The sequence below is a fragment of the Acidimicrobiia bacterium genome (assembly GCA_040880805.1).
Classification (GTDB): Bacteria; Actinomycetota; Acidimicrobiia; order IMCC26256; family DASPTH01; genus DASPTH01.
In genome coordinates this window covers 41,305-68,000 of the sequence record JBBDHW010000027.1, presented here as the reverse complement: position 1 = coordinate 68,000, position 26,696 = coordinate 41,305, and the positions used below count along the sequence as shown (strand labels likewise).

General features: G+C 69.0%; 30 protein-coding genes and 1 pseudogene. 26 read left to right on the top strand and 5 right to left on the bottom strand.

The features are described 5' to 3' along the window. Positions 1-30 precede the first annotated feature (30 nt). Genes WD271_06675 through prcA form a run of 3 tightly spaced genes read left to right on the top strand, consistent with a single transcriptional unit; the run spans position 31 to position 2,017 of the window. Entirely contained in the window at positions 31-486 is a 456-nt protein-coding gene (locus WD271_06675) for an endonuclease VII domain-containing protein (protein MEX1007513.1), read from the top strand. Between the two features lie 11 nt (positions 487-497). After that, entirely contained in the window at positions 498-1,328 is an 831-nt protein-coding gene (prcB, locus tag WD271_06670; GenBank protein ID MEX1007512.1) for a proteasome subunit beta, read from the top strand. A 2-nt stretch (positions 1,329-1,330) separates the two neighbouring features. Beyond that, a complete protein-coding gene (prcA, locus tag WD271_06665; protein MEX1007511.1) occupies positions 1,331-2,017 on the top strand; it encodes a proteasome subunit alpha in 687 nt (228 codons plus the stop codon). On the opposite strand, the gene WD271_06660 is transcribed toward prcA, so the two are convergent. Further along, positions 2,004-2,369, bottom strand: a complete 366-nt coding sequence (locus WD271_06660; protein ID MEX1007510.1) for a DUF2007 domain-containing protein — start codon at positions 2,367-2,369, stop codon at positions 2,004-2,006. The genes prcA and WD271_06660 overlap by 14 nt on opposite strands. Positions 2,370-2,492: 123 nt before the next feature. Between WD271_06660 and WD271_06655 the strand changes: the two genes are divergently transcribed. From WD271_06655 to lepB, 6 genes are all read left to right on the top strand, one after another. Further along, the gene (locus WD271_06655; protein ID MEX1007509.1) at positions 2,493-3,095 is read left to right on the top strand and encodes a hypothetical protein; all 603 of its coding nucleotides are present in this window, start codon (positions 2,493-2,495) and stop codon (positions 3,093-3,095) included. 41 nt (positions 3,096-3,136) lie between these two features. Further along, positions 3,137-4,495: a Pup--protein ligase gene (gene pafA / locus WD271_06650; protein ID MEX1007508.1), complete on the top strand. Its 1,359-nt coding sequence runs from the start codon at positions 3,137-3,139 to the stop codon at positions 4,493-4,495. Positions 4,496-4,603: 108 nt separating this feature from the next. Next, a complete protein-coding gene (locus WD271_06645; protein ID MEX1007507.1) occupies positions 4,604-5,671 on the top strand; it encodes a DUF3866 family protein in 1,068 nt (355 codons plus the stop codon). A gap of 8 nt (positions 5,672-5,679) precedes the next feature. Then, positions 5,680-6,615, top strand: a complete 936-nt coding sequence (locus WD271_06640) for a WYL domain-containing protein (protein ID MEX1007506.1) — start codon at positions 5,680-5,682, stop codon at positions 6,613-6,615. Next, entirely contained in the window at positions 6,612-7,547 is a 936-nt protein-coding gene (locus WD271_06635) for a WYL domain-containing protein (GenBank protein MEX1007505.1), read from the top strand. The genes WD271_06640 and WD271_06635 overlap by 4 nt, the downstream gene beginning before the upstream one ends. 176 nt (positions 7,548-7,723) lie before the next feature. Next, positions 7,724-8,461 carry a signal peptidase I gene (gene lepB / locus WD271_06630; GenBank protein ID MEX1007504.1) on the top strand — a complete coding sequence of 246 codons (738 nt, stop codon included), beginning with the start codon at positions 7,724-7,726 and terminating at the stop codon, positions 8,459-8,461. A 67-nt stretch (positions 8,462-8,528) separates the two neighbouring features. Here lepB and WD271_06625 read toward each other — a convergent pair whose 3' ends face one another. Beyond that, a complete protein-coding gene (locus WD271_06625) occupies positions 8,529-9,224 on the bottom strand; it encodes a glycerophosphodiester phosphodiesterase (protein ID MEX1007503.1) in 696 nt (231 codons plus the stop codon). A gap of 178 nt (positions 9,225-9,402) precedes the next feature. Between WD271_06625 and WD271_06620 the strand changes: the two genes are divergently transcribed. Continuing rightward, positions 9,403-9,747 (top strand): hypothetical protein, encoded by a 345-nt coding sequence (locus WD271_06620; protein ID MEX1007502.1) that lies wholly within the window; start codon positions 9,403-9,405, stop codon positions 9,745-9,747. Between the two features lie 9 nt (positions 9,748-9,756). Then, positions 9,757-9,984, top strand: a complete 228-nt coding sequence (locus WD271_06615; GenBank protein ID MEX1007501.1) for a hypothetical protein — start codon at positions 9,757-9,759, stop codon at positions 9,982-9,984. Positions 9,985-9,989: 5 nt separating this feature from the next. Here WD271_06615 and WD271_06610 read toward each other — a convergent pair whose 3' ends face one another. Continuing rightward, positions 9,990-10,661 (bottom strand): class I SAM-dependent methyltransferase, encoded by a 672-nt coding sequence (locus WD271_06610; protein MEX1007500.1) that lies wholly within the window; start codon positions 10,659-10,661, stop codon positions 9,990-9,992. A 148-nt stretch (positions 10,662-10,809) separates the two neighbouring features. Here WD271_06610 and tatA point away from each other — a divergent pair, with 148 nt between their 5' ends. The 8 genes from tatA to lnt all read left to right on the top strand — a co-directional run bounded on the left by tatA (position 10,810) and on the right by lnt (position 19,709). After that, positions 10,810-11,145 carry a twin-arginine translocase TatA/TatE family subunit gene (tatA, locus tag WD271_06605; GenBank protein MEX1007499.1) on the top strand — a complete coding sequence of 112 codons (336 nt, stop codon included), beginning with the start codon at positions 10,810-10,812 and terminating at the stop codon, positions 11,143-11,145. A gap of 57 nt (positions 11,146-11,202) precedes the next feature. Continuing rightward, positions 11,203-11,904 (top strand): twin-arginine translocase subunit TatC, encoded by a 702-nt coding sequence (tatC, locus tag WD271_06600; protein MEX1007498.1) that lies wholly within the window; start codon positions 11,203-11,205, stop codon positions 11,902-11,904. Next, the gene (locus tag WD271_06595) at positions 11,901-12,149 is read left to right on the top strand and encodes a hypothetical protein (protein MEX1007497.1); all 249 of its coding nucleotides are present in this window, start codon (positions 11,901-11,903) and stop codon (positions 12,147-12,149) included. The genes tatC and WD271_06595 overlap by 4 nt, the downstream gene beginning before the upstream one ends. Positions 12,150-12,161: 12 nt before the next feature. After that, entirely contained in the window at positions 12,162-14,798 is a 2,637-nt protein-coding gene (locus WD271_06590) for a DEAD/DEAH box helicase (GenBank protein MEX1007496.1), read from the top strand. After that, the gene (locus tag WD271_06585; GenBank protein MEX1007495.1) at positions 14,795-15,481 is read left to right on the top strand and encodes a hypothetical protein; all 687 of its coding nucleotides are present in this window, start codon (positions 14,795-14,797) and stop codon (positions 15,479-15,481) included. Before WD271_06590 ends, WD271_06585 begins: the two co-directional genes overlap by 4 nt. A 58-nt stretch (positions 15,482-15,539) precedes the next feature. Then, a complete protein-coding gene (locus WD271_06580) occupies positions 15,540-17,204 on the top strand; it encodes an FAD-dependent thymidylate synthase (GenBank protein ID MEX1007494.1) in 1,665 nt (554 codons plus the stop codon). Positions 17,205-17,689: 485 nt separating this feature from the next. Beyond that, entirely contained in the window at positions 17,690-18,184 is a 495-nt protein-coding gene (locus WD271_06575) for a DUF4193 family protein (GenBank protein ID MEX1007493.1), read from the top strand. Positions 18,185-18,242: 58 nt separating this feature from the next. Next, on the top strand, positions 18,243-19,709 hold the full coding sequence (gene lnt, locus WD271_06570) for an apolipoprotein N-acyltransferase (protein ID MEX1007492.1): 1,467 nt from the start codon (positions 18,243-18,245) through the stop codon (positions 19,707-19,709). Here the strand turns inward: lnt and WD271_06565 are convergent. Next, positions 19,687-20,445, bottom strand: a complete 759-nt coding sequence (locus WD271_06565) for a sulfite exporter TauE/SafE family protein (GenBank protein ID MEX1007491.1) — start codon at positions 20,443-20,445, stop codon at positions 19,687-19,689. The two genes, lnt and WD271_06565, sit on opposite strands and share 23 nt — an antisense overlap. Positions 20,446-20,472: 27 nt before the next feature. On the opposite strand from WD271_06565, the gene WD271_06560 reads away from it, so the two are divergent. The 7 genes and pseudogenes from WD271_06560 to WD271_06530 all read left to right on the top strand — a co-directional run bounded on the left by WD271_06560 (position 20,473) and on the right by WD271_06530 (position 25,785). Then, the gene (locus tag WD271_06560) at positions 20,473-21,090 is read left to right on the top strand and encodes a hypothetical protein (GenBank protein ID MEX1007490.1); all 618 of its coding nucleotides are present in this window, start codon (positions 20,473-20,475) and stop codon (positions 21,088-21,090) included. Between the two features lies 1 nt (position 21,091). Then, positions 21,092-21,568 (top strand): GNAT family N-acetyltransferase, encoded by a 477-nt coding sequence (locus WD271_06555; GenBank protein MEX1007489.1) that lies wholly within the window; start codon positions 21,092-21,094, stop codon positions 21,566-21,568. Next, positions 21,565-21,972, top strand: a complete 408-nt coding sequence (locus tag WD271_06550; protein ID MEX1007488.1) for an NUDIX domain-containing protein — start codon at positions 21,565-21,567, stop codon at positions 21,970-21,972. Before WD271_06555 ends, WD271_06550 begins: the two co-directional genes overlap by 4 nt. 43 nt (positions 21,973-22,015) lie before the next feature. Further along, positions 22,016-22,636 (top strand): annotated as a pseudogene (locus WD271_06545) (dienelactone hydrolase family protein). 88 nt (positions 22,637-22,724) lie between these two features. Next, entirely contained in the window at positions 22,725-23,255 is a 531-nt protein-coding gene (locus tag WD271_06540; GenBank protein MEX1007487.1) for an ATP-binding protein, read from the top strand. Further along, positions 23,252-24,538: a bis-aminopropyl spermidine synthase family protein gene (locus WD271_06535; GenBank protein ID MEX1007486.1), complete on the top strand. Its 1,287-nt coding sequence runs from the start codon at positions 23,252-23,254 to the stop codon at positions 24,536-24,538. The genes WD271_06540 and WD271_06535 overlap by 4 nt, the downstream gene beginning before the upstream one ends. Positions 24,539-24,639: 101 nt before the next feature. Further along, on the top strand, positions 24,640-25,785 hold the full coding sequence (locus WD271_06530) for an HNH endonuclease signature motif containing protein (GenBank protein MEX1007485.1): 1,146 nt from the start codon (positions 24,640-24,642) through the stop codon (positions 25,783-25,785). Between the two features lie 9 nt (positions 25,786-25,794). Here the strand turns inward: WD271_06530 and WD271_06525 are convergent, their stop codons facing one another. Beyond that, positions 25,795-26,694 carry a Dyp-type peroxidase gene (locus tag WD271_06525; GenBank protein MEX1007484.1) on the bottom strand — a complete coding sequence of 300 codons (900 nt, stop codon included), beginning with the start codon at positions 26,692-26,694 and terminating at the stop codon, positions 25,795-25,797. Between the last annotated feature and the right edge of the window lie 2 nt (positions 26,695-26,696).

Genomic DNA, 26,696 nt, shown 5'->3' with positions numbered 1-26,696 from the left:
GGTGTCATACCCTTTCCGTACAATTGGGGCATGAAACGCTGCAAGAAATGCGGCGAGGCCAAGCCCTACTCCGAGTTCTACCGAGCGGCTGGCATGAGGGACGGCCACCGATCGGAGTGCAAGGTCTGCCACAACGCGCGTGGCAAGGAATCGAAGCAACGCCTGTACGGCGGCAGTCGGCACTACCACCTCAAGCGTCGCTACGGCATCGGCGCGGACGACTTTGATGCGCTCGTCGTCCAGCAGGGTGGGGTGTGCGCGATCTGCGGCAAGGAAGATCCCGAGCACGTCGCTCACAGTCACGACACCGGCGCGGTCCGCGGGATCCTGTGCTTCAACTGCAATGGCGGGCTCGGGCAGTTCAAGGACTCGATCGACTCGCTGGTGAACGCCGCCGCGTACCTCGGCACACACGATCCTGAGGCGCGCGAGCTCCGCGACCGTGCTCGCAAGCGGGCGGGGGAGTTGCGTACAACGTCCGTATAGGCTCGCCCGCGATGTTCGAGTCATCTCCTCCCTCGTTCGGGCCCCCTCCATACGGGTTCGGGCGCGGGCCGGGGTCGTCGTTCGTCGACCTCCTCCGCCGGGTCGCGCCCGAGAACCTGCCGAGCGCCGGGCTCGACTCGCCCGCCACGGGAGCCGTCGAGATCGTGCACGGCACCACCGTGCTCGCGGTCCGCTACGACGGCGGCGTCGTGATGGCCGGCGACCGTCGGGCCACGGCGGGCTACACGATCGCCAACCGCCGCGTGGAGAAGGTGTTCGCGGCCGACGACTACTCCGGCGTCGCCATCGCGGGAGCGGCCGGGCCGGCTGTCGAGCTGGTCAAGCTCTTCCAGGTACAGCTCGAGCACTACGAGAAGATCGAGGGCGAGATCCTCTCGCTCGAGGGCAAAGCGAACCAGCTCGGCCAGCTCGTGCGAGCCAACCTCCCCGCGGCGATGCAGGGCTTCGTTGTCGTCCCGCTCTTCGCCGGTTACGACGACCGCCGGGCGCGCGGGCGCGTGTTCAGCTACGACGCCACCGGCGGCAAGTACGAGGAAGCCGACTTCCAGACCAACGGCTCCGGCGGCGTGCACGCGCGCAACTGGATCAAGGCTGCGTGGAGCGAGGGCATGACCCGCGACGACGTGGTCGATCTCTCGCTGCGGGCGTTGTTCGCCGCCGCCGACGAGGACACGGCCACCGGCGGCCCCGACATCGTGCGCGGGATCTTCCCGACCGTCGCCGCGATCTCGGTGTCCGGCTTCGAGGCGATCCCCGACGACGTGATCGCCGCGCGCGCCACCGCGCTCCTCGGCGGGCGTGAGGAGGGCGCAGGCCTGTGAGCATGCCGTTCTACGTGCCGCCGGAACAGCTGATGAAGGACCGCGCGGATTACGCGCGCAAGAACATCGCGCGCGGGCGTGACCTCATCGCGTGCAGCGCGGCCGAGGGCATCGTCATCGTCACCGAGAATCAGTTCCGCACGCTCTACAAGATCAGCGAGATTTACGACCGCATCGCGTTCGGTGGCGTCGGCAAGTACAACGAGTTCGAGATGCTGCGGGTCGGGGGTGTGCGGCAGGCCGACCTGAAGGGATACCAATTCTCCCGCGAAGACGTGAACGCGCGCTCACTCGCCAACGCGTACGGGCAAACACTCGGACAGGTGTTCACGCACGAGATGAAGCCGTACGAGGTGGAGATCCTGCTCGCCGAGGTCGGCGTCACACCCACCGACGACAAGCTGTACCACATCACCTACGACGGCACCGTCATGGACGAAGAGGGCTGCACCGTGCTCGGCGGGCGCGCGGAGACGCTCTCCGAGGGGCTCGGCACGCGCTTCGAGCAGGGCATGGAGGCCGACGCGGCGATCCGCCTCTGCGTGGAGCTGCTCGCCGGTCCCGACGGTTCGCTCGGCCCCGCGCAGCTCGAGGTCGCGATCCTCGACCGCTCGCGGCCGCGCCGCGCGTTCAGGAGAATCGAAGGCCCCGAGCTCGCGGAGATCCTCGCCGCGACTACCAGTTCCTGACGTACAGGCCGAGCAGCGGGCCGAGCACCACCATCATCAGCAGCGCCACCGCGACCCACCACGGCCAGCGCGCCCGGCGCCGCGGTTCGACCCCTGAGTCCCACCACTCGCTCGGCGCCGCGAGCGCGGCGTCGACCTCGCCGGCGAGCAGGATGTAGCGCGCGTCGTCGAGTTGTTCCTCGGGGACGTACACGTCGACCCGGGCCATGTCACCCACGGTGAATCCGTAGACCCCGTCGAGCGCGCCGGTGAGGCGGGCATCGATCCCGCACGATTCGAGTCGCGCCTTGAGTACCCGCGCCCCGAACGCGCCGTTGACCGACGTGACCTGAGTCAGCCTTCCCGCCGGCATCCCATCTCCGCTCTTGGCGCCTCGGGCGCCGGGCCGCTCGGCCCCGCTCGCTGCGGCGCAGCGTACCTGCGTCGCGGACGCTCGCTACGATCGTAGGACGCCAGGGAGTTACGCTCACCTTCGTTGCCGAGCTGGGAGGGCAGGATGCGCCGGCATGCCGGGATCGCCATCGCCGCACTGGTCGCTTCCGTCGGGTTGATGGTCGCGTCGGCGCCGATGGCGAGCGCCAAGACCGTCGACGTCGACGAGTGGGCCGAGGGCTTCTGCAACGCCGTCGAGGACTGGCAGACCACGGCCTTGAAAGCGCACGACCTGGTCGACAACGTGATCGAGAACGGGGTCAGCAGCTCCTCGAAGGCCAAGTCCGCCCAGAAGAAGATCGTCGACGCGCTCGCGGCCGCGAGCAAGAAATCGACGAGTACGAGCAAGGCGGTGAAGGACCTCGGGGCACCCGCCGTGGCGAACGGCTCCAAGATCTCGACCACGATTGCCACGGCCATCGGTGACACGGCGGAGGCATTCAGCGACGCGAAGGACGCGGTGGCGAAGGCGTCGACCGATCCGAAGAAGTTCCGCGCCAAGGTGAAGACGGTCTCCGCCGAGGTCGACAGTGACCTCGCCAAGGCCGGCGAGGACATCAGCGACATCGACACCCTCGACAAGGGCGGCGAACTCGATGACGCGTTCAACGCGGAGCCCGCCTGCTCGTTCCTCACCGACAGCTGATGCGGTACCGGCTCCGTCCGGCTCCGCAGTAGCGTGGGCCTGTGGAACGCCGGATCTTCGGACTCGAGAACGAGTACGGGGTCACGTGCACGCTGCGCGGTCAGCGCCGCCTGAGCCCCGACGAAGTGGCCCGCTACCTGTTCCGCCGGGTCGTGTCGTGGGGCCGGTCGAGCAACGTCTTCCTCGAGAACGGCGCCCGTCTCTACCTCGACGTCGGCAGCCACCCCGAGTACGCGACCCCCGAGTGCGATTCCATCGCCGACCTCGTCGTGCACGACAAGGCGGGAGAGCGATATCTCGAAGGTCTCGTTCGGAGTGCCGAGCAACGGCTGCGCGAGGAAGGCATCCGCGGCGAGGTCTATCTCTTCAAGAACAACACCGACTCCGCGGGCAACTCGTACGGCTGCCACGAGAACTACCTGGTCGAGCGCGACGGCGACTTCACGAAGTTCACCGACGTGCTGATCCCGTTCCTCGTCACCCGTCAGGTGTACGCCGGCGCGGGCAAGGTGCTGCAGACCGCGCGCGGCGCGATGTACTGCGTCAGCCAGCGCGCAGAGCACATCTGGGAGGGGGTGTCGAGTGCCACCACACGCTCGCGCCCGATCATCAACACGCGCGACGAGCCGCACGCCGATGCCGAGCGGTTTCGGCGCCTGCACGTGATCGTCGGCGACTCGAACATGAGCGAGTACACCACCTTCCTCAAGGTCGGCGCCACGGCGATCGTGCTGCGCATGCTCGAAGAGGACTCGCGCCCCTGGCGCGACCTCACGCTCGAGAACCCGATCCGCGCCATCCGCGAGATCAGCCACGACGTCACGTGCCGGCGCCGCGTGCGCCTCGCGAACGGTCGTGAGCTCTCGGCCGTCGAAATGCAGGCCGAATACCTGTCGCGCGCGCTCCAGTTCGCGAAGCGGCGTGGTGTGTCACCGCTCGAGGAGCAGGCCCTCGCGATGTGGGAGCACGTGATGACCCACCTCGAGAACGACCCGCTGAAGCTCTCGTCCGAGGTCGACTGGGTGATCAAGTACCACATGATCGAGGCCTACCGCGAGAAGCACGACCTCCCACTCACGCACCCGCGCGTCGCGCTGCTCGACCTCGCGTATCACGATGTCACACGTTCGCGTTCGCTCTTCTACCTGCTCCAGCGGCGCGGTCTCGTCGAACGCACTGCCACCGACGAAGACATCGACGAAGCGATGATCACGCCGCCGCAGACCACGCGCGCGCGGCTGCGGGGCGCGTTCATCAAGCGGGCCAAGGAGCGCAAGCGCGACTTCACCGTCGACTGGGTGCACCTCAAGCTGAACGACCAGGCGCAACGCACCGTGCTGTGCAAGGACCCGTTCAAGTCGCGCGACGACCGCGTCGAGCGCCTGATCGCCAGCCTCTAAGCGAGGCGGCGACCGGAGTGAGCGGAGCGAACGAAGGAAGCTCGCAGGAGCGGCGAGCGACCGCGGCGCCGGTACCCTGCGCCGCAGCGAGCGCGACCAGGAAATAGGATGCCGTCGTTTCGAACCGGCAACGTCGTGCGACTGCTCGAGGAGCGCCCCGGTCTTCAGCGTGTCGAAGTCGATCTCGGAGACGGCCCCGAGCGCGCGTACGCACTCCCGCAGCTCACGGGCCCGGTCTCGGTGGGCGACCGCGTCGTCGTGAACACCACCGCGGTCGAGCTCGGGCTCGGCACCGGCGGATGGCACGTCGTGCACTGGAACCTCGCACGCGACGAGTGGCACGAGCGCGGCCCCGGCCACATCATCAAGGGCCGCTACACGAGCATCCAGAGCGACGTGGGCAGCGCCGAGGAGCACCTCGAGTCGCTCGCCGAGGTGGAGTCGATCGACGGCATGCCGGTGGTCGCGGCTGCGCTGCACAGCCAGGTCCCGGCGGTCGCGGCCGCGTTCAAGGAGCGCCTGCCCGGCGCGCGGCTCGCGTACGTGATGACCGACGGCGCCGGCTTGCCGCTCGCGCTGTCAGACCTCGTCGCCACGCTGTGCGAGCGGGGGCTCGTCGACACGACCATCACGTGCGGCCACGCGTTCGGCGGCGACTACGAGGCTGTCTCGGTCTACTCCGCGCTCGCGGTGGCGCGACACGTCGCCGAGGCCGACGCGGTGGTGGTGGCCATGGGGCCCGGCATCGTCGGTACCAACACCCGGCTCGGGTTCAGTGGCATGGAGGTTGGCACCATCCTCGACGCCGCGCACGCGCTCGGCGGTGTTCCGATCGCATGCCTGCGCGTGTCGTTCGCCGACGAGCGCCCGCGTCACTACGGATTGTCCCATCACAGCGCGACCGCGCTCCGGGTCGCCACTCGGGAGTGCGTGCTGGTCGCGGTGCCGAACCTCGAGGAACCCGAGCAGTCGGTCCGCCTCTGGGCCGACCTCGACGCCGCGGGCATCTCCGGGAAGCACGAGCTCGTTGAAGTCGACGCGCCCGACGCGCTGGAACTGCTCGCCAAGCACGACCTCCACGTGCAATCGATGGGGCGCTCGGCCGATGAAGACCCCGCGCTGTTCCAGGCCGCCGCGGCGGCCGGCGCGTTGGCCGCGTCGCACGTCGATGGTTGACCGGCTCGATGGCTGATCGGCTCGAGCGGCTGGTCAACCTCACGGCCACGCTGCTCGACACCCGCCGCCCCCTCACGCTCGACGAGCTCGCGGAGCGCGTCGAGCCGCGGTACCCCAAAGAGAAGGGCTCACGCCGTCGCCAGTTCGAGCGCGACAAGGAGACGCTGCGCGAGCTCGGTGTTCCCATCAGCGTGGAGGCGGTCGACGGCATCGGCGCCGAGCAGGCCTACCGGATCAACCCGAAGGACTACTACCTGCCCGAGCTCTCGCTCACCGATGCCGAGCTTGCCGCGCTGCATCTGGCGGTGAGCGCGGTGCGGCTCGAAGGCGGGTATGGCCGCGAGGGTCTCGCCAAGCTCGGCGGGCTCGCAGGAAAGGGCGTCGACGAGGCGATGGCCGAGGTGGCCGTCACGCCGGCCGTGGCGGCGCTCTTCGACGCGGTGAGCCGCCGCGCCGCGATCACGTTCGAGTACCGGGGTGAGAACCGGAGTCTCGAACCGTACGGCGTCGTGCTGCGTTGGGGCCACTGGTACGTCGTCGGCCACGACCTCGAACGCGACGCGCCGCGCGCGTTCCGCATCGACCGGATCGACGCCGATCCCGAGGTCGGTTCGCCCGGATCGTTCGAGCCGCCACCCGGCATCGACCCCGCCCGGTTCGTACGCGACGACCCGCTCACGTACGGCGAGGACCGCCCGGTCGAGGCGCGGGTCCTCGTCGACGCGTCACGCGCGGGGTGGGTCGTCGAGCAGCTCGGCGAGGAGTCGGTTGTCGAGCGGCGCGACGACGGCGCGGCGGAGGTCGCGCTGCCGGTCGTCAACCGCGCCGCGTTCCGTTCGTGGGTGCTCGATCTCCTCGATCACGCCGAAGTTCTCGGTCCCCACGAGCTCCGCGACGATCTGGTCGCGTGGCTACAAGCAGTCGCGCAGCGAGGGACATCGTGAGCCCACGCCCGCTCGTCGGGCCGCGGCTGCGGCGCGTGCTCGCGCTCGTGCCCTACGTGCTCGCGCACCCGGGTGTCACGATCGCCGAGCTCGCCGAACGCTTTGAAGTGTCGGAGGACGAGCTCGAGCGCGATCTGGCGCTCCTGCCGCTCTGTGGGCTCCCGCCGTACACGGCCGACCGGCTGATCGACGTGTGGGTCGTCGACGGCGCGGTGGAGATCCGCCTCGCGGAGTACTTCGAGCGACCGCTGCGCCTCACGCCGGCCGAAGGCCTCGCGCTCCTCGCGGCCGGCCGCGCGTTGCTGTCGGTCCCGGGATCCGACGAGGGCGGGCCGCTGGCGACTGCGCTCGACAAGCTCGAGGATGCGCTCGACGCCCGCGGCCGCCTCGCCGTCGACGTCGGAGGGAGCGATCACCTCGAAGAACTGCAGAACGCGGCCGCGGCATCGGAGCAAGTCGAGCTCCACTACTACTCGTTCGCACGCGACGAGATGACGACGCGCGTGGTCGACCCGTGGCGCGTGTTCCACGCGTTCGGCGCGTGGTACCTCGCGGCCTGGTGCCACCGCGCGTCGGCCGAGCGGCTGTTCCGGGTCGATCGTGTGCGCGCCGTCCGCTCCACCGGTGAGCACTTCGATGCGGTTGACCGCGGTGCCGACATGGCCGACCTCGTCTACCGACCGCGGCCTGACGACCTGAGAGTCACGCTGCGGCTCGCGCCCAGCGCCGAGTGGGTGGTGGAGAGCTACCCCCACGAGGCAGCCGTTCAGCTCACGGACGGCTCCTGGCAGGTCGTGCTCGCGGTGAGCGAACCGGCCTGGCTCGAGCGGCTCCTGCTCTCGCTCGGCCCCGACGCCACCGTCGTCGGACCGGAGGACGCCGCCGGCATCGCACCCAAAGCTGCCGCGCGCATCCTCACTCGCTACCGGTAAGTGTAAGACGAGGTTCAGGTGCCCACGGCTCCCGCTTCCCGCTCTCGGCGCCTGCGGCGCCGGGCCGCTCGGGCCCCGCCTCGCTGCGGCGCAGGGTACCTGCGCCGCGGACGCGCGGCTCCCGCGTCGGGAATGAGTGCACCGGCGTGCGAGGATGGGGGAGTGGAGCAGCGCCCGTGACCGACGAAGCGGTGGAAACGAGTACCGAATCGCTCTTGGGCACGGCGGGTGGCGGAGCGAACGGCAGCGACGGCGCCCCACCACCCCCCAGTGACGATCACGAGGAACCCGTCGCTCGTGGCGTCAAGAAGGGCATCAACCGTACGGTCATCGAGTGGGTCGTGCTCGTCGTCGCCGCGATCCTCATCGCGCTCGTCATCAAGCAGTTCCTCTTCCAGGCCTTCTACATCCCGTCACGCTCGATGGTCCCCACGCTCGAGGTCGGCGACCGCGTGCTCGTCAACAAGCTGAGCTACGACCTCCACGACGTCAACCGCGGCGACATCGTGGTGTTCGAAGCCGAACCGAACCAAGACTGGCAGCGCGCCGGGATCGACGATCTGGTAAAGCGCGTGATCGCGCTTCCGGGTGAGACCGTCACGGAATGCCAGACGGGACGGCTCTGCATCGACGGCAGGCTCCTGAAGGAGGGCTACCTGCCGAAGGAGACCGCGACGGACCTGTACCACGGCACCGTCGACCCGAACAGCAACCAACCCGACGCGGCGATCCGCGGGTGCGCGGCGAACAGCCCCAAGGGTGGATGCACCGTGCCCGCCGGCGAGTACTTCGTGATGGGCGACAACCGGAACGAGTCATCCGACGCCCGCGACCACGGTCCGATCAAGGGCTCGAGCATCGTGGGCCGCGTCTTCGTGCGTATCTGGCCTCTGAACCGCCTCGGTTTCCTGTAGTTCCCCGCAGAGGAGCGAACGGCTGCGAAGCGGGTATCCCGGTTCGCCGAGAGAGACCCATGTTCGGTCACTCGCTCCATTCGGCGACCGTGGCCACCATGCGGTCGACGTGGTCGGAGTACACCGCGTCCATGCCCATCGCCAGGATCGCCCGTAGGTGTCGGACTTCTTGGACGTCCCACGCGAACGTGAGCACGTCGAATCGGTGGTAGAGCTGGACCAACCCCGCGGTCCAGTCGGTGTGGTGCATGTTGCACGCAGCGATTCCCTCTTCCGCGAGACGAGCCGCGTGGCGCTCCACCGACCCAGTGATGCGCTGCCGACGGGTCGAGTGCACGAGGTGCGCGCCGGTGGTGTGGGTGCCGAGCTCCACGAGCGTGTCGATCCCGCCCGCACAGACCCACAGCCGATTCGCCGCGTCGGCCGCGCTCGCGACCTCCAGCACCGGCACACGCGCGGCCGGGTCGTAGAGATCGAGCGAGAGCTCGTAGTCGGTGCCGAGCTCCGCGTAGAGGTCGGCGAGGCGAGGCACGTCGAGGGCACCCAGCTGTGCGGCCGTCGACTGGTCGACTCGCCTCCTCCTCCCCACAGGACCGTGGCGCGCGACGGCATCGTGGATCAGCACGACCTCGCCGTCGGCGGTGAGGCGGGCGTCCGACTCGACACCGGTGGCGCCGTGCGCGAGGGCGCGGCGGAACAGCGGAAGCGTGTTCTCCGGGCCGTCGGCACGTCCGCCTCGATGGGCAAAGGTGATCGGCCGCACGCGCCCATCCTTGCCCAAACGCTGTGGCCGCTTCGTGGCCGCGGTCACTCCCGGGGCGCTTTCGGAACCGGGGTCTCCCTCAAGTGCGTTTCCCGGCATGCCGAAGTCCTTTGTCAGCAGTGCTCCGAGACGACTTGGCCGAGAGGACTTGGCCGAGAGGACTGGGAGGTGGGCCAGCATGACGACCGTCCGAGCCCAATGCCCGGCGTGCGGAGACGTGAAGCTCCAGATCGGCGACCTGACCGTCCGCGTCTGTGTCGACGAGTCCACGCCGGGTGCTTACCGGTTCCAGTGTCCGATTTGCGACGAGACCGTGCACCGGACCGCCAGCGCGAGGATCGTCGACCTCCTCGTGTCAGCCGGCGCATTGCACGAGCTCTGGCGTTGGCCCGCCGAGCTCGCCGAGCGACCGGACGGCCCGGCGCTCACGCCCGACGACCTGCTCGACCTGCACGTGCTACTGGCCAACGAGGGCTGGTTCGACGAGCTCGTGGCCTTGGTGCGTCGAACGACCCCGGAGTAGCATCCCCCCATGGCCGTATGGGTGGTTGTCGGCGTCATCGGGGTAGGGGCAATTGCCGCGGCACTGGCATCTCGACGCCATGCCGCCGAGATCGAGCCCACCGTGCGAGAGTTCGCGGAGTTCCGCGACGCCCTCTCGCAGCAAGTGGCCGGAGTTCGCGCCGATACGCGCACGACCGGTCGCCATACCGACCGCCCGCACGACGCGCGCCTCGACGACTCCGACGCCACCACCTAAAACCGCTACGCCGTCTTCTCCCAGACCGAAACGTGTGTCGTGCTGTCGCTCGTGAAGGGCTCACGCTTCCAGCCACTCCAGCGCTCGCGCAAGGTCATCCCGGCGAGTCGCGCCATCAGGTCGAGCTCCGACGGCCATACGTAGCGATACGGCGCCGAGAAGACTTCGAGTTGGCCGTCGACAACCCAGTAGTGGTGAGAGAAGAGGATTTGCGCTGCGATGTCGTACTCGTCGAAGCCGAGCCTCGTCGGGCTCACGGTGAACGCCCGGACGGTCTCGCCGGGCGGGAGCCGCTGGAGCGCAGGAACCCCTACCTCGATCACGAAACGCCCGCCGAGTTCGAGATGCGCGGCGACGTTGCGGAAGCACTCAACCTGTTCGTCCTGCGTCGTCAGGTTCATGATCGTGTTGAACACGAGGTAGGCGAGCCTGAAGGTGCCGCCCACCTTGGTGGTGGCGAAGTCGCCGATCGTTACGCTGATGTCGTCCGCGCCCGGCTTCGCCCGCAGCCGCGCGACCATGGCCGGGGACAGATCAATCCCGTGCACGTGAACACCCCGTTGGCTGAGCGGCAACGCGATACGGCCGGTGCCGATGCCCAGCTCGAGGGCGCCGCCTTCTCCCGCCAGATCGGCGAGACAGCTCACAGCCGCGTCAACGACCGCAGGCTCGAACATGTCAGCTGAGGCCGCGTCGTACCCCTCGGCTATCCGTTCGTCGAAGTAGATCTTTGGCACAGGTGCACTGTGGCAGGAGCTCCCGGCGAGCCGCCACCCATTTGCCCTTGTAGGCTGCGAGCGGCTCAGCCCGGCGGAAAGGATCCCGATGCCCTCGCTCGGCCCGGCCGAGATCCTGGTGATCCTCGTGGTCGTGTTGCTCGTCTTCGGCCCCGACAAGATGCCCGAGATCGGAAGGCAGCTCGCACGCGGTGTCCGCGAGTTCCGCAAGGTCCAGCAGCATCTGAGCAGCGAGTTGCAGGGCGTCGTCTCCGAGCTCGACCTGAACCCGGCGACGTCTCCGGAACCCACCCCTGGCGGCGACCCGCCGCCGACGCTTCCGCCCAAGGACACGCCGATCCCCGACACCAGCCCGAGCCCTCTCCCGGACGCGCCCGGTTCCACCGGCGAGGCCCCGCTGTCGCCACCCGCGGAACCCGCCTGACCCCGCACCGTGGCGCACCGGCGTACCAGTCCCGACGGCCGGATGCCCGAAGGCCGCATGACGGTCGTCGAGCACCTCACCGAACTGCGATCGCGACTCGTGATCTCGCTGATCGCGCTGGCGGTGGGCGCGACGATCTGCTTCATCTTCGCGCCGCAGATCATCAGCTTCTTGGTGCGGTTCTACCGAGACGCCACCGAGGGCAAACGGAACGCCCTCATCTTCACCGGGCCGCTCGACGCGTTCGCCACCCGCCTCAAGATCGCGACCTACGGCGGCATCGTGGTCGCGTCGCCGGTGTGGCTGTGGGAGCTCTGGCGCTTCATCACCCCTGGGCTCAACCCCACCGAGAAGCGCTACGCGGTTCCGTTCCTGTTCTTCTCGCTGTTCCTCTTCGTGTGCGGGGCAGCCGTCGCGCTCGTCACCCTCGAGCCCGCGCTGCACTTCCTGCTGACCATCGGCGGATCCGATCTCAAACCGCTGCTCGCCGCCGACAGGTACATCTCGCTGGTCTCGCTCATGATCGTGGCCTTCGGGATCTCCTTCGAGTTCCCAGTGGTGCTCGTGTTCCTCCTCATCGCCCGCGTCCTCACCACTGCGCAGCTGCGAAGCTGGCGCCGGTACGCGGCGGTGGTCATCGTGATCTTCGCCGCGGTGATCACCCCGAGCCAGGATCCCTACTCGCTGTTCGCGATGGCGATACCCATGTACCTGTTCTATGAGGCCTCGATCCTGATCGGGAGGATATTGAAACGATGAGTCCCCCTCGACGACGCAGCACGTACAAGGCGCCCCGCAACCGCCGGGAGCTCACCGTGGCGGTGCTGTCGTCCCTTGGGATCATCGTGGCCGTAGCGGTGCTGGTATGGGTCCTGCGACCCAACAAGGACTCGGGGACGCAGCCGATCACGACCACCCCCGTCGTCACGACCGCGCCGACCTCCACGACAGTCGCGCCCACCGACACCACACCCGCTGATACGACGCCGGCGGAAACTCCCTGAGGGAGCGCCACGGTGACACCGCCCGACGACCTCCGGAAGCACTTCGAGGCGACGCGGGGCTTCCCGCTGGACCCGTACCAGCAGCGCGCCCTCGACGCGCTCGATGCCGGCGAGCACGTGCTGGTTGCCGCGCCAACCGGGTCGGGCAAGACAGTCGTCGCCGAGTACGCGGTGGAGCGGGCGCTCGCGGCCGGAGCGAAGGCCTTCTACACCACGCCGCTCAAAGCACTCTCGAACCAGAAGTACACCGATTTCGTGCGTGCTCATGGAACCAGGCGTGTCGGGCTCCTCACCGGCGACAACTCGGTGAACAGCGACGCGCCGATCATCGTCATGACCACCGAAGTGCTCCGCAACATGATCTACGCTGCGTCACCTGCGCTCGGCGGCCTGCGCTCGGTGGTGCTCGACGAGGTGCACTACCTCCAGGATCGCTACCGCGGTCCGGTATGGGAAGAGGTCATCGTGCACCTCGACTCGTCGGTCGAGCTCGTGTGCCTGTCGGCCACGGTGTCGAACGCCGAAGAGGTCGCCGCGTGGATCGAGACCGTGCGCGGGCCCACCGCCGCGGTCATCGAGGAACACCGTCCGGTCACCCTCGAGCACCGCTACCTGGTGGGGGAGCGCGGTCGGGACACGCTTCACCTCTTGCCCACGTTCGTCACCCAGCACGGCCAGCTCCGTCCGAATCCTGACGCGGCGAAACTCGACGCGCGCGCTTCACGTCACGCAGGTCACCGGGGCCGCCCGCGCACGCCGCTGCGCACACCCGGTCGCGTGGAGACGGTCGAGCGGCTCGACGTCGAAGAGATGCTCCCGGCGATCGCTTTCGTCTTCAGTCGGGCAGGTTGTGACCAGGCTGTGCAGCAGTGCCTCGCCGCCGGACTTCGCCTCACCGATCCGGCCGAGCGCGCGCAGATCCGCGCGATCGCGGAGGCCAAGACCCAATCGCTCGCCGACGACGACCTCGACGTCCTGCGCTACGGCGAGTGGCTCGCCGGCCTCGAGGCAGGGTTCGCCGCCCATCACGCAGGAATGGTGCCGCCGATGAAGGAGGCGGTGGAGGAGGCGTTCGCGTCCGGTCTCGCGAAGGTGGTCTTCGCTACGGAGACGCTGGCGCTCGGCATCAACATGCCGGCACGGTCGGTGGTGATCGAGAAGGTCTCGAAGTTCACGGGCGAACGCCACGAGTTCCTCACGCCGGGGGAGTACACCCAGCTCACCGGCCGGGCGGGCCGCCGGGGCATCGACGCGCTCGGGTACGCGATCGTCTGCTGGAGCCCGTTCGTACCCTTCGAGCAGGTCGCGTCGCTCGCGTCGCGGCGTACGGACGCGCTGCGTTCGTCGTTCCGGCCCACGTACAACATGGCGACGAACCTCGTGCGCCGCTACTCGCAGTTCGAGGCACACCATCTCCTCAACCTGTCGTTCGCGCAATTCCATGCCGACCGCGACGTCGTCGCACTCGAACGGCAGCTCGACCGCAGCCGGCAGATACTCGAGCGGCGCCGCGCCGCCGCGCAGAGCGAGCAAGGCGACGTCGACGAGTACCGCCGCCTCCAGAGCGCGCTCGGGACGGCGCGCAAGAATCGCGGCAACGTCCGGCGGGTCGCCGAGGCGATCGACGCGCTCCGGCCGGGTGACGTCATCGTGGCCCGGCGCTACGGCGGGCGCGTCGTGGTGCTGAGCCACGAGCACCGGCGGAGCGGTTCGCCTCGCATCGTCGGACTGAGCGCGGATCGCCAGGTCGTGCGGCTCGGGGCCGACGACTTCGAGACACCGCCGCGCCGCGCGGCCACGATCCAGTTGCCGGATCCGTTCGCGCCGCGCAACCCGGCGTTCCGCCGCCAGGCAGCCGAGCGGCTGCGACACGCGACGCTCCACGAAGACGGCCGCTCCCGGCGCGCCGACGCACACATCACCGAACTCGAGCAGTCCCTCGCGAACCACCCGGCGGCGAGCGATCCCGAGCTCGCCACCCGCCTGCGCGCGTCGGAGGCGATCGAACGTCTCGAACGCGAGGTGAACCGGCTCGAACGCCGCGTGCGCGGTCGGAGCGAGAGCCTGGCTCGTCAATTCGACCGCGTGCTGCGCGTCCTCGAAGCGTGGGGGTACGTCGAAGGTTGGGCGCTCACCCCGGCAGGCGAGCGACTCGCGCGCGTGTACACCGAGACCGACCTGCTCGTCACCGAAGCGATCGGCGGAGGACTGCTCGACGGATTGCGCGCGCCGGAGCTTGCGGCGGTCGTGTCGTGCTTCACGTACGAGCGGCGCGGCCCCGACGGGCAGCAGCCGATGGCGCCGGCGCGGTGGCCCACCAAGACCGTCGCGCAGCGGGCGCGGGCACTCGAGCGGATCGCGGGCGAGCTCAACGCCAACGAGGACGACGCCGGTCTGCCGGAGACCCGCGCTCCGGATCCGGGCTTCACTCCCTACGTGTACGACTGGGCGGCCGGCGACGCGCTCGCCGACGTCCTCGACGACGACGAGATGACGGGCGGCGACTTCGTGCGCAACGTCAAGCAGTGCATCGACCTGCTCCGTCAGATCGCCGAGGTCGCGACCGAAGACACCACTCGGGCGCGTGCCCGAGACGCGGCCGACGCGTGTCACCGCGGCGTTGTGGCCGCGTCGGGGGTGGCCGGATGAGTATCAGCAAGGGAGAACCCTGGGGACGTCCGGCCGGCGGGCCCGCCGATCTCGTCGTCGAGGGTGGCGACGACGCGCTGGCGCGCGCGGTTGCCGCGCATCCGCACGCTCGGATCGCGTTCTCTCCAGCACACGGCTCCGACCTCGCGCGCGCCGTGGGGCTGTCCGAGGTGAGTACGAACACCACGGAGCTTCCGTGCGACGCGCTGCAGGTCGAGTTGGATGGCGTCGCACACACCGCCGTGAACATGGTGGTGGTCGGGGTACCACCCGATCGCCAGCGATGGTGGACCCGCGCGTCGCGGATCGTCGTGCAGGTTGACGACCGCGTCGTGCACGCTGGCGACGCGGTCGCGATCGTCGCGGCAAGCGGCCAGTACCTGCGCGGCGCTGACGTCGTGCCGCGCGGCCATCCCGGCGACGGCCGCATCGAGGTACAGGTGTACGCCGTCGCGCGACGCGAGCGCGCGACGATGCGCTCGCGGCTGCCGCTCGGCACGCACGTTCCCCACCCGCGGATCCGGTCGGTGACCGGTCGGCGGGTCGAGGTCCGGGCCACGGGTTTTCCGTTCAGGCACGGAGCCGGCCGGCCGCTCGAGGTCGAGGTCGACGGCGTACCCGCCACGGCGGCACGGGTAGTGATGGTGGCGGTCGCCCCGGCGGCCTTTACGCTGCTGGTGTAATCCGCCTCGGATTCGGGTCCGCGAAGCGGCGGCGGGCCGCCGATACGATCGCCGGTCCGTGGTGACGGCAGCGAGCGTGAGCGAGCCGCACATGGTGACGGAGGCGGAAGCAGTGGGCGTATACCCCATGGAGCAGTTCACCGACGGCGAGGAAGCCATCCTCCGGCCGTACTTCACCAACCTCGATCGTCCGGTGTTCGGAGTGGTCAACTTGCCCGAGGTGGTGAAGGGCGCCCTGTTCGCTCGCTACTCGCGGAGCCCGAAGAGCCTCCGGCGACTGTTCCTCGACGAGTTCGTCGCCGACCTCGACCTCACCGGCGACCTCACCGTCGATGCGGCCGTCGGCCTGAAGCGCGCCGAAGAGCTCTACGAGCGCATCTTCCTCGAATACGGGGACGACTCGGTCGCGCAACTCGGTGGCGTGCACCTCGCGTGCGAGCAGGCGTCGAACGTGCTCACGAAGATCCTCGAGTGGGGTCGCGTGATGTCGTACATGGAGCAGTCCACCCGCTACATCAACTACGACGGCAAGCTCGGCGGCCGCTACCGCTACTACCGCGACCGCGCCGTGCTCGCCGACCCCAACCTCGCGTGGCGCTACATCGCCGATCTCGACGGGCTCTTCGACACCTACGCCAGCATGCTGCCGAAGCTCCTCGACTGGGCGCGCGAGCGCTACCCGATGGATCCCGCCGACTCGCATTTCGCCTACAAGCAGAGCATCAAAGCGAAGGCGTGTGACGCGGCGCGCGGCATCCTGCCCGCGGCCACGCTGTCGAACGTCGGCGTGTACGGCAGTGGTCAGGCGTTCGAGGCACTGCTGCTCCGCATGCGCGCCCACCCGCTGCCCGAAGCCCAGACGTACGCGACGATGATCCTCGAGGAGCTGCGCAAGGTCATCCCGTCGTTCGTCGCGCGCGTCGACCGCATCGATCGTGGCGTCGCGTGGAGCGCGTACCTCGCGGAGACGCGCAACCGCACGTCGGATCTCGTCCATCGCATCTTCGCCGCCGCCGAGCCCGAGCCTCGCCCCTCGGTCACGCTCACCGACTTCGATCCCGACGCCGAGGACAAGCTCCTCGCCGCTATCTGCTACCCGTACACCCAGCTTCCCGACGACCAGATCCTGGCGCGGGTGCGGACGTTGGGGGAGGGGGAGCGGGTCGAGCTGCTCCGGGCGTACGTGGGAGAGCGCGAGAACCGCCGCCACCGCCCCGGCCGCGCCTTCGAGCGGGTCGACTACCGGTTCGACATCGTCGCCGACTACGGCGCGTTCCGCGACCTGCAGCGCCACCGGATGCTCACGATCGAATGGCAGCCGCTGTGCACGCTCCACGGCTACGACGTACCCGAGGCGATCGACGAGGCCGGATTGCGCGATGAGTTCGACGACGCGATGGCGCGTTCCGCCGATCTCTACGACGCGCTCGCTGGCCCGTTCCCCGAGCAGGCGTCGTACGCGGTGTCGCTCGCGTACCGGATCCGGTTCGCGATGCAGATGAACGCGCGTGAGGCGATGCACCTGATCGAGTTGCGCACCATGCCGTCGGGGCATCCCGCGTACCGCCAGGTCGCGCAGGAGATGCACCATCTCATCGCCGAGCAGGCGGGTCACCGTGCAATCGCCGCGGCGATGTCGCACGTCGACCACACCACCTACGAGCTCGAACGTCTCGCGGCCGAGCGCGCGGCCGACGCCCGGCGTACCGCCGACCCCGTCTGACGTCTCCGACCAAACGCCTCCGGCTCAACGCTTCCGCGCGAAAAAAGTTTCGTCTGCTCTGACCAGGATCGACGCGCGTCGGTGCAGGTCACGGCGTCGCCGCGAAGGCAGGTACAGCTTGACAGGGACCCCCCGCTTCGGGCGTACTAAGGCGTCCTTGCCGGCCCGGTCGTGTATCTCCCGCAGCGCCTGGAGCAGTAGGGGCATCGGGGGTTCAGGAGACCAAGTAGAGAACGCTGGAATAACCCGCCTGCTCGGTCAGGTCGGGCCAAACAGTGGCCCCAACGGTCTCCTGGACCCCCCACCACGCGCCCGCACCATGACCCGCACCATTCACTGGCCGGCACCGGGCGGGGATTCGCGCCATCCCTTCGCTCACGCGTTTCGTAGGTCTCCGGGAATAGCCCCCGTACGTCCGCGGTTTGGTGCGCGACGAATCCCGGACGCCGGTGTAGAGTCCGCGCCCCTCGACCCCCGAAGAGACCATGAGCGAAGACGACTTCGAAGACACCGGCGGTCTCGAACTCAACGAGGCGAACCTCGACGAGGACGTGCTCGAGGCCGACGACTCGGACGCCCTCGACGTCGTCGACGAGGTCGTGCTGCTCGACGAGACCGACGACTCGGACGCCCTCGAGCTCGGTCCCGAAGCTCCGGTCGTGGTCGTCACCGACGACACCGCCACCGAGACCGCAGAGGACGAGGAGGACGACGTCCTCGATCTCGAGGAGGAGCTCCATCCCGACGACGTCGAGGAGCCGCTCGACGTCCTCCTCCAGGAACGCACGGCGAGCGCTACCCTCGAGGACGACGAAGAGGAGCTCGAGGACGAAGAGATCGATGTCGATGACCGAGGGGATGGGTCCACACGCATCGTCCCCCGTCGCCCCGACGAGTTCCTCTGCCAGTCGTGCTTCCTCGTCCTCCCGCGCCGACGACTCGCCGACAAAGAACGGCAGTACTGCGACGACTGCGCCTGAGCTGATCAAGCCCGACCGTCTGTCCGCCGCGCGCCTCGGCGTCGCGCTCGCGGCGGGTGTGCTCGCCGGATTCTGCTTCCCGCCCCTCGATCTCGGCCTGCTGATCGTCGTCCCGCTCGCCGCGCTGTTCTGGACGTGGCGCGACGCACGCCCGCTCCATGCCGCGCTCTACGGCTTCGCGTTCGGCGCCGGCGCGTATGGCGTCGTCCTCGAGTGGGTTCGCTACTTCGGCGCGGTCGCGATCGTGCCGTTCGTCGCGGCGATGGCCGCGGCCGTCGCGCTCGTGGGCGTGATCGTCGCCGTGTTCGCGCGGCGGGGTATCGCGTCGCCGTTGCTCACCGCGGCGGCCTGGGTGGCGCTCGAAGCCGTCCGGGGCCGGGCGCCGCTGGGCGGCTTCGCGTGGGCCGACGTGGGTGTCGCGCTCCACAACTTCGCACCCGCCCGCGCACTGGCGAGCTTCGGGGGCGTACCGTTGGTGAGCTTCGTGTGCGTGGCGGCGGCGGGCTTCCTCCTCGACCTCATGCTCGCGGCGCGCGTGCACGAACGGCACGCTCTGGTGCTGGCGTCGTCGGGTGTTGCCGCAGTGCTCGTCGTGACGCTCCTCGCCGACGTGACGAGGTACGAACCTCAGGAGACCGGCCGCCTGCGCGTCGCCATACTCCAGGGCGACGACCAGGAGCTGTCACTCGCCGGCCAGCAGCAGCAGTTGCTCACCGCCAACCACCTCGCGCTCGCCGACGAACTGGAGGGCGACTACGACCTGATCGTGTTCCCCGAGGGCGCGCTCGACACGGATCCCCAGCTCGATCCCGACCTCCGTGCCCGGCTCACCGCGATTGCCCGGAAGCACCATGCGAGCCTTCTGGTGAACGCCCGCACTCCCGCTCCCCGTTCAGGCACGGAGCCGGCGGTCGGCGACGGCAAAGACCGCAACTCGAACCTCATGTACGAGCCCACCGGCAAGTTCCAGGGCATCTACTCGAAACAGCATCTCGTACCGTTCGGGGAGTACGTGCCGTGGCGCGGTGCGCTGGGTTTCATCGGCGAACTGCGCCAGATCCCGTACGACTTCGAGCCCGGTGACGAGACGGTCGTGTTCAGGGCCGGCAAGCACAAGATCGGGAGCGTGATCTGCTTCGAGTCTGCCTTCGGCCCGCTCGTGCGCGACTCGGTGCGCACGGGCGCCGAGGCGATCGTGGTGAGCACCAACAATCGCTCGTACCACCGGTCGGGTAACTCCGAGCAGCATCTGGCGAACAGCCAGATGCGGGCGGCAGAGACCGCGCGCCCGGTGCTCCAGGCGTCGGTGTCGGGTATCAGCGCGGTGATCGAACCCGACGGCACGGTGCACGACACCACCGACCTGTTCGAGCAAGCCATCGTGCGGTCGACCATCCCGACCACGACCGGAGAGACACCCTACGTACGCTTCGGCGACTGGATCGTGCCGCTCTCCGCGCTCGGGTTGGTCGCCGTCACCGTGGTCGCGATCGTGTGGAGCACTAGAAGTCGACGATCAGCTTGATCGCGGCGATCACACCGACCACGACGATCACACCACGTAACAGCGGTGCCGGCATCCGCCGTCCGAAGTGCGCGCCGAACTGCGCGCCTGCGATCGATCCCACCGCGATCAGCGCGGCGACGTCCCAGGCCACGTCGGCCGCGAACACGAAGACACACGCCGCAACACCGTTGGCGATCGCGGCGAGGATGTTCTTCACGCCGTTGAGGCGCTGCAGATCCTCGGCGATGAAGATGCCGAGGAGGGAGAGCAGGATCACGCCCTGGGCGGCGCCGAAGTAGCCGCCGTAGATGCCGGTGAGCAGGACGAGGATCCAGAGTGCGAACCCACCGTGCTCGACCACCTTCGTGCGCCTCGCGGCGATCATCGCGCTCAGCCGCGGTTGTGCGATCACGAGCCCGCACGCAACCAGGATCAGCACCGGCACCACGGCGTCGAACACCGAACTGGGCAGCGTGAGGAGCAGGACCGCGCCCGTGAGGCCACCGATGAGGGACCCGCCGCCGAGGACCGTCGCCCGCCGCTGCTGACCAACGAGCTCACGCCGGTAGCCGAACGCTCCGCTGATCGAGCCGAAGACGAGCCCGACCGTGTTGCTCACGTTGGCCACCACCGGCGAATACCCGATCGCCAGCAGCGTGGGGAACGTCACGAGCGACCCGGAACCCACGATGGTGTTGATCGAGCCCGCGAAGAAGCCGACGCCGACGACCAGGATCGCCTCGAGGACCGACATTGTGCCCGGCACCGTAGACTGACCACCGTGCCCGACGAGAAGCCACCAATCGACCGCGCGCTCGACCTCTTCGTGTACGCACCCGTCGGCATGGCGCTCTACGTACGCGACATGTTCCCGAGCATGATGGGCATCTTCGTGTCGCGCGGGAAGCGCGAAGTGACGTCGCACCTCGGCGGCCAGGACGTACCCATACCGTCGGTGCCACCCGTGCCCGTTCCCGACGTCGCCGACATCCGGCGCCGCATGGGTGAAGGCATCGGTCGCGCGCGCGGCGTCGCGGGCGGCGGAATCGGACTCGCGCGCGACGTCACCGGGAGCGCGCTGCAGGGATTCATGTCGTGGCGCACGGGCGAATCGGGTAACGCATCCGACTCGACCGCGTGGCGGCCCGAGCCCGAGATGGCGTCGGGCGCGTCCGCGTCCGCCTTCACCTCTCCCGCGACCGCCCCTGTGGCCGACCGAGCCGCGAGCGCGCCAACGGTCGAGGAGCTCCCGATTCCCGACTACGACGAGCTCTCGGCATCACAGGTGATCGAGCGGCTCGACGGCCTCGACGCCGCTTCCCTCGAGGCAATCCGCGCGTACGAGGCCGGTCACCGTGGCCGCAACACGATCCTCGGTAAAATCGCGCAGCTCACCTGACGTGGAAGGCAGCCGGCCCGCCGGCGAGCACGACATCGCTCCCATTGTCGAGCTCGCCGTCGCCATGCGCGCGGAGCTCGCCGCGATTCGAGGCGGCGCCCTGTGGGTCGAGCGCGAGGCGTGGCCCGAGCCGCTCGACGATTCGTACCGCGCGTTGCTCGCGCGTGACGACACGCGTGTGGTGGTGGGCACCATCGACGACGTCGTGCTCGGGTTCGGCGCGGTGGTGGTGGAACGGCTGCGGTCCGGCGCGCATCTCGGCATCGTCACCGATCTCTTCGTCGACGAGGGGGCGCGCGAAGTCGGGGTAGGGGAGGGGATCATCGACCACCTGATCGTGTTCTGCGCCGAGCGCGGCTGCGTCGGGATCGACGCGACCGCGCTCCCCGGTCACCGCGCCACCAAGAACTTCTTCGAGGAGCACCACTTCACGGCGCGCGCGCTCACCATGCACCGCCGGCTCACGCCTGACGCATGACGTCGCCGTCGCCGGAAGTCGCAGTGGGCGCGGTCGCGGTACAGGACGGCGCGTTGCTCCTCGTCCGGCGGGGGAGGGGGCCGGCTGCGGGGGAGTGGTCGGTACCGGGCGGGCGCGTGGAGACGGGGGAGACGCTGCACACGGCTGTCGTGCGCGAGGTGCTCGAAGAGACAGGCCTCGAGGTGGTGGTCGACCGGTTCCTCGGCTGGGTGGAGAGGATCGCGGATACGTATCACTTTGTGATACTCGACTTCGAAGTGACGGTGCTCGACTCCGGCGCGTCAGTGGCGGTCGCCGGTGACGACGCGGCCGAGGTCGCGTGGGTGCCGCTCCACGAACTCTCAGAGCTGCGGCTCGTCGACGGCCTCTACGAGTTCCTGCGCGAAGTAGAGGTGCTCACGTGACCGCGCTGCCCAACGTGGTGCTGTCGTCCGACACGCATGTCGCCGAGGTCTCAACACGGACTACGTCGCGTTCGCGGAGGAGCTCTCGGCCCGAGGCTTTGACGTCGGGTTCGGATGTTGGTGGGCCAACCTGCCCCTTCCCGAGGAGGACACCACGGCGACCCTCCGCATCATCTGTGCCGACGCCCCGTCCTTCAAGGGAGTGGTCGACGCCGCCGTCCCGGATCTCGACTCGCTGGTCGAAGGGGTCTCCCATGCCCTCGGTGCGCCGTCAAAAGTTGCCGTCATGGGCTTCAGCCGGGGTGGCGGGATCGTCGCCCTCCGCGCCTCGGCGGGACGGCCGGAGCCCGTCGTCTCCGTCGCCGGGCTGCTCGAGGGCTGGAACGGCATCGGCAGCGTCGTCCCCGGCGGCGAGGTCAACATCGTCGAGCGTGCCGACGGGATCAACGTGCCCGTCCTGCTCCTGCACGGTGTCGACGACAACGCGGTACCGGTCAGCCAGTCCCAGGACCTCGAGGCCGCGCTGCGCGCCCGCGGTGTCGACGTCGAAGCTCACTATTACGAGGGACAAGGCCATGGAGTCGCCCAGGTGCCCTGGGTACGTGCCGACATCCTGGACCGCACGGCGGCCTTCCTCTGCGCACGATTCAGCTGCGGGACGTAACCAACGCCCATAATCCTCGTTATGTGAAGTTGTGGTTGGTTCGCTTGGGAGGGACCCGATCCCCCGTGGTCGGTCAAGATGGCCGGCGATGGCGCCGCTGCTCGTGCTCGTGTCGGGATCCCCGGGCTCGGGGAAGACGACGCTGGCACGCCGGCTCGCTGCCGACCTGGTGATCCCGCTGCTCGGCAAGGACACGATCAAGGAGGCGCTGGGCGACTCGCTGGTCGTCGACTCGGTGGAGCGCAGCCAGCAACTCGGCAGGGCGTCCGTCGAGGTCCTGTACGCGCTCGTCAAGGGGCAGCTCGACCTCGGCGTCTCAGTGGTCGTGGATCATGCGTTCCACCAGGCCTTCGCCGATGCAGTGGTGCCTCTGGTAGACGGGTCGACAGCGGTGCTCGTGCATTGCACCGCGCCGGACGAGCTGATCACCGAACGTGTGCTCGACCGGGCGGCGCGCGGCGAGCGTCACCCGGTGCACTTCGACGTGGAAGTCACGCCGTTCAACGTGGCCCGCTACGCACCGATGGAGCTCGATATCCCCACTTTGGTGGTTGATACGACCGACGGCTACCGGCCTGACTACCCGACCATCGTCGGCTTCATCGAAGGGGCTCGGTGACCGAGGCGAAGTCGCTACCGGAGCTCCTCGTACAGCTCGGCCCCGACGCGCGCTGGGCCCGTGTCGTCGTGACCCGTTTGGCTGCAGGTCCGGCCACAACGGACGAGCTCGTGCACGCAAGCGGGTTGTCGCGCCGGACGGTCGAGCGGATCGTCGCCGCGGTCGACCCTTCGGTCTCGCTTACCGTCGATACGGCGCCGGATCGCGCCCGACTCCCCCATCTCGACATCGATCCGGAGACAATTCGCTTGCTCGCCGACCTCATCGACCGCGCGCCGTCGCCTCGACCGATGCTGGACCAGATCCCGGCCGACGCCGAGACGGTCGTCGCCCGCGCCGCGCTACTGAGCTCGCAGTTCGACGTCGCCGGCGGTCAGCTCTTATTCCTCGGCGACCACGACCTCACGTCGATCGCAGCCGCGCTCGCGATGCCCCGCACCGAGATCACCGTCGTCGACATCGACGAAGCGCTTTTGGAGTTCATCGACGGTGTTGCGCGCGAACGCAGCCTGACAATCCACACGCTCTTTGGCGATCTGCGCGACGGTCTTCCCGATGTCCTGCACGGCACCGCAGCACTGGTGTTCACCGACCCGCCGTACTCGGCCGACGGCGTCGCGCTCTTCCTCGAGCGCGCCCTCGCGGCCCTCGCCAACCGTAACCGCGGCCGCGTTGTCATCGCCTACGGCGCGGGCGACCATCGTCCCGACCTCGCGCTCGCGGTGCAGGAGCGCATGCAGCGGCTCCGCGTCGTCATCGAAGCGATCTACCCGTCGTTCAACCGCTACGTGCTCGCGCAAGCAATCGGCGGGTGGAGCGATCTCTACGTGTGCCGTCCCACCGCGGGCACCTGGCGACGACTCGGACGCGCGGTTGCGGCGCGCAACCTCTACACGCATGGTCCGCAAGCTGGGGCGGCAAGAGGCGACCCCCACTCCCCCGCCGGGGAAGCGGCCGCCGCGCTCGTACCGGATGGCGCGGTGATCGATCTACGTCGTGAGCCCGACGAACTGTTGCTGCGCGTACTCATGGTGGCCGATGCGCCGGTCGCGGTCATCGTGCGCAACAACCACCGTGACATCGTCGACGAGCGATCCCAGCGTGCGCTGCTCGACCTCCTGGAGCCGAGAGTGGCGGTGCGCTTCCATCGGAGCACGCCGGATTCGTCGACCGCGATCGTGACCGCGGACCCCGCGGATTCGGCACCACGCAGCCCGCTCGCCCACGTGCCCCGGCATCTCTTGTCACAGAAGCACGAGCAGAGCACCGCGACCGGAGGATAAGTGTCGTACCCCCGTGTGATGATGCGGGCACGCCTCGAGAGCCTGGCGTGCATGGCTCTCCTTTCGAGTTCCCACCTGCGCGATCGAGAGGAGGTGCGCCCGTGCCCGGTATTCGTGACCTCATTGGCGAGCTCTGCTCGGAGCTTGCGCGGGTGGAGCCGGGTCGCTACTCGGGTGACGACTGCGCGGAGATCGCGGAGCACCTCGCACTCGCGGAGAAGGCATGCGGCACGGCGCGAGTGCGCTTCGGGGCGCGTGCATCGGAGTGCGGCGCGCATCGCAAGCGCGGGTTCGCGGGCGCGAACGACTGGTTGGCCCGGGCCGCGGGGTCGTCGGAAGGTGCAGTGCGCACGGAGCTGGCCACGGTCGCTGCGGTCGAGACGTGCCCGGCCACGAAGAAGGCGTTGGTGGCGGGTGAGGTGTCACTGGCACAAGCCGCCGAGATCGCACGCGTGCCGGGGTGCGAGGCCGAGCTTCTGGAAGTGGCGCGCACCGAGAGCCTGTCGTCGCTGAAACGAAAGGCGCGCCGCAAGCACCTCGAGAGCATCGATCCCGAAGACCTCCACGCCGAGCAGCACCGCTGCCGCGAGGTCCGACACTGGAACGACGAGCTCGGGATGCGCCGCGGCACCTTCGCCTTCACTCCCGAGTTCGGGACCCGGTTCGCGAACCGGTTGGATGCCGAAACCGACCGCGTCTGGCGCGAAGCCCGTCGCGCGGGACGCAGCACGACCCGCGCGCAATGCGCCGCGGACGCGTTCGAGCGGCTATTCGAGGGCACGGGAAACGGCAACACGCGAACCCCTGATCTGGTGTTCGTGTACGACCTCAACGGATGGGTACGCGGGCACACCCATCCCGGCGAAGTCGGTCACATCCTCGGTGGCGGACCGTGCCCGGTGTCCCTGGCGCGCAAGCTTGCGGTGGACGCGTTCGTCAAGGTCGTCTTACACGACGGCACCAAGGTCGACACCATCGTCCACTACGGCCGCCGCCGCCCCGCGCTGCTCCAAACCGTGCTCGATCTCGGCGACCCACCCGATTTCGACGGCGTCGCCTGCGCCGAAGAAGGCTGCGACCGGCGTTTCGGGCTCCAGTGGGATCACAAGGATCCGGTCGCCAACGATGGACCCAGCAGCGCGGAAAACTTCCAACCGCTCTGCTACCCCCACCACGTCGAGAAGACCGAACGCGACCGGCAAGCCGGGCTCCTCAACGGCCAGCGCAAGGAACGCGGCCCGCCGTGACGTCGCGGGTCAGTCGCTCGGGAGGATGCCGTCCAGCGCGTCGAGGGAGGGCGCGAAGAAGAAGGAACCGCTCACCGGTGTGGTGAAGTCGGTAAGGCGGTCGTGGACACCGTCGCCGCTCGTGCCGAACATGTTCGCGAGCATCTTCGTGAAGCGGCTCGGGTCGGCGCTGAACGCGATGAAGTAGAGGCCGAGCTCTCCGACGCGGCCGTACGGGACACTGCGGCGGTAGATCTCGAGCTCCTCGCCGTCTTCTTCGATCACGACGCGGCTGATGTGCGCGGTGGGCGGCTTGTCGTCGAGCTCGACGCTGACGGGCTTGGTGCGACCGATCGTGGCTTGCTGGTCGTCGACGGGCTGGGCGTGGAACGCCGCGAGATTGTGCACCCACCGCATTGCGATCACGTACGCGCCGCCCGCACCAGGTTGGCCGTCGGGCACGATCGCGACGTCGTGGGCCTCCTCGACCGGCGGGTTCTCGGTGCCGTCGATGAAGCCCGTGAGGTCGCGGCTGTCGCGGTAGACGAAGCCGGGTTGCTCGAGCGCGAGGGTGGCCACGGGCGTGAGGGCCGCGACGACGCCGCGTGCAACGTCGAGCTCGACATCTTCGCCGGTGCCGTGGCTCCACACCCAGATGTCGTGTTGGGTGGCGGGCGCGGCGCGGCCAACGCCCTGGATCGTCTCGAACGGCTGCAGATCGTCGGGCGCGTCGTCGGGTCGGAGCCGGCGCCAGAGGTCGGCGCCGAAGCCGACGACGATGTTCGACCCGCCGGCGGTCACCGACGGCTCACGCAAGCCGGCGAGCGCGGCGCAGATCTCGGCGTCGGTCGCGCCAGGACGCGCGTCGAACTCGAGGTGGTAGTGCGAACGCGTGCCCTGAGCGAAGATCCCGGGTTGCGGAACTGCCATCG